This window comes from Campylobacter concisus (assembly GCF_003048985.1).
GTDB classification, from domain to species: Bacteria; Campylobacterota; Campylobacteria; order Campylobacterales; family Campylobacteraceae; genus Campylobacter_A; species Campylobacter_A concisus_AY.
In genome coordinates this window covers 1-2,787 of sequence record NZ_PIRS01000024.1, presented here as the reverse complement: position 1 = coordinate 2,787, position 2,787 = coordinate 1, and the positions used below count along the sequence as shown (strand labels likewise).

2 protein-coding genes are annotated in these 2,787 nt (G+C 37.2%); both read left to right on the top strand.

Translation table 11 applies throughout. From position 1 onward, the window contains the following. Nucleotides 1-254: 254 nt before the first annotated feature. Nucleotides 255-1,268, top strand: coding sequence for a bifunctional 3,4-dihydroxy-2-butanone 4-phosphate synthase/GTP cyclohydrolase II (locus tag CVS91_RS10140; protein ID WP_107831871.1), 1,014 nt, complete (start codon nt 255-257; stop codon nt 1,266-1,268). A gap of 372 nt (nt 1,269-1,640) precedes the next feature. Beyond that, on the top strand, nt 1,641-2,787 hold a 1,147-nt coding region (locus tag CVS91_RS10135), incomplete at its 3' end, for a cache domain-containing protein (protein WP_107831870.1).

Below are 2,787 nucleotides of genomic sequence, written 5' to 3'. Positions count from 1 at the left end.
CTATTTAATGTACGAGGAATATTTTAAAAATTTAAAGTCAAAATTTATTTTATCGCGCAAACATACATATAAATTTTATGCCTATATGAGATAAATTTATCCTGTCAAATGGCTAATATCAACCTCAAAAGCTTAAATTTTGGTGTAAATTCTATTTTTTCTCAAAAGTGATTACCGGCAAAGAAAAAATATTATTTTTATCTTTTGATTATCAAAATATCAATATAATCGTAAAAATTTATAAAAGGATAATTATGGCACTTGAAAATGTATTAAGAGCGATTGAGGATATAAAAAATGGCAAAATGGTCGTTATGGTCGATGACGAGGACCGCGAAAACGAGGGCGATCTAGTCTTTTCAGCAGCTAGTAGCGACATGCAAAAGGTAAATTTTGCTATCACTCATGCAAAGGGCGTGCTCTGTCTTGCGATGGATGAGGCAAACGCCAAAAGGCTTGACCTGCCGCTAATGGTAGTCAAAAACACATCGAGCCACGAGACAGCTTTTACAGTCACGATCGACGCAAAAGACGCAACAACGGGCGTGAGTGCATACGAGCGCGATATGACGATCAGGCTTGCGGCTGAGGCTAGCTCAAAGCCTGAAGACTTCGTGCGTCCAGGACACATCTTCCCGCTCATCGCTAAAAATGGCGGTGTGCTAGTTCGTACAGGCCACACCGAGGGTTCGGTAGATCTTTGCAAGCTTGCAGGTGTTGCTCCGATGGCTTCAATATGCGAGATCGTAAAAGAAGATGGCACCATGGCAAGACGTGATTATCTAGAGGAGTTTTGTAAGAAATTTGGTCTAAATATGATCAGCGTTTCTGACCTGGTCGAGTATAGACTAAGCCATGAAAGCCTCATAAGAGTTGGCGAAAAAAGTGACGTCAAGATCGCAAACTGCGCCGTAGCAAGATACGATATCGCCGATCACAAAGGTAAAATCCACTCAGCTTATCTTTTTGGCGAGCCAAAGAGCAAGGCAAATGTCAAATTTCAAAAGATCCTTGCCGATCACGAGCTTTTGAGCAGTCCAAAATACGAAGAGCTTTTAAAAACTATCAAATTTCTAAGCCAAAATGGTGGAATTTTGATCTTTTTAGATAGCGACAACTCAAACACAAGCAAGGACTACGGCATCGGAGCACAAATTTTAAATCACTTTGGCGTAAAAGATATCGAGCTTCTAAGCTCAAATAAAAATAAAGAATTTGTAAGCTTAGCTGGTTTTGGGTTAAATATAGTCGGTTATAAAGAAATTTAAATATCACCAAATTTAGCCAGTTCGACTTGGTCTCTGGCTAAATTTTATAATACTTTTTAAGTTAAATTCCGCAGATCATTTACAAATTTAAACTCTCATTACATGTAAAATTTTAAGAAGTTTCTCTTTTGTTTAAGGTCATATAGCATAAATTTAGTTTATAAACCAGTTTAATGCTAAAAACTAAATATTTTACTTCAAATATATTTTATAAAGTAAATCAAATTTATTTAAAAAATTTCTAATATATCGCTAATTTACGTTATTTTTATAGATTTAATCACTATTTAATATAAAATATTATTTAAAACAAAAGATTAAATTTATATTTTAAATTTTATAATTTCGCTAATATTTCACAAGGAGGATGAAGTGAGGTCTATTTCAAACAAGATCGCATTGATGCTTATTGTTCTTTTGGGTATTTGCTTTGCAGCGATGTCGGCTGTTAGCTACTTTAACGCGAAAGAGGAGGTGGTGAAGCTTATCAGCCAAAACCAAGATCAAATTCTATCTGACATCAAGTCTGTCACGCATAGTTTTGTGAGTGACTATATGGAGGATTCGCAAAAGCTCGCCGACAAACTAACGGGCAGCGTTGGCAACGAAGATGAAATTCTTGCCCGTTTAAAATCCACAAAAGAAAATTTAAAATCAATAGTCATAGGCGCTTATTTTGCAGCGCAAAGCAACGGCTATACTTATGGCTCAAATGGCAAAACCTTAACCCCAGAAAAAGATAAATACGACCCAAGGGTTAGAGGGTGGTACCTTGCTGCAAAGAGTAGCGGAAAAACTATCTTTACAAAGCCATATATAGATATGGTTGCCCCAGAGCACGACCTTTGCATGACCTTTTCTACTCCGGTAGTGGAGGACGGCAAGCTCGCGGGAGCTACATTTACTGATGTTAATATCAGGCTTTTAAGCAAAAAGCTTCTAGATATGGGCAAAACCGAGTTTGGCTATGTCTATTTTATGGATAAAGAGGGCGTTATCTTGCTGCATGAGGATGAAAGTCTTGTAAATAGTTCAGTCGAAGCAACCAAGAATTTGGCGGCTAAATTTGCTAGCAAGGACTTTGATGAAAATGGCTTGATCTCATACCAAAACTCAAAAGGCGTAAATGTTTCGGCTAAAATTTTGCCACTAAATGACGATGGCTGGCTCGCAGTAGCTGCTATAAACGCCGATACTTTTACTAGCCAGACTATGCCCCTCCTCAAGATCCAAGCCATCATGGCTGTTGTTTTCATTATTATTTTATCTGCCTTTGTCTTCTTCCTCTTAAAAAGGTCGCTAAGCCCTATCAAGACCATACAAGATAAACTAACCGAGGTCTTTAAATTTGTTACATATAAGGCTGACGCTCCGTCTAAATTAGAGATAAAAAGAGAAGATGAATTTGGACAGATGAGTAAGGTCATAAATGAAAATATTAGCGAAGTGATCGAAGGCATCAAAAAAGATAATGCGATGATTGGTGAGCTCAATGCCGTTGTAAATACCGTTAATAAAG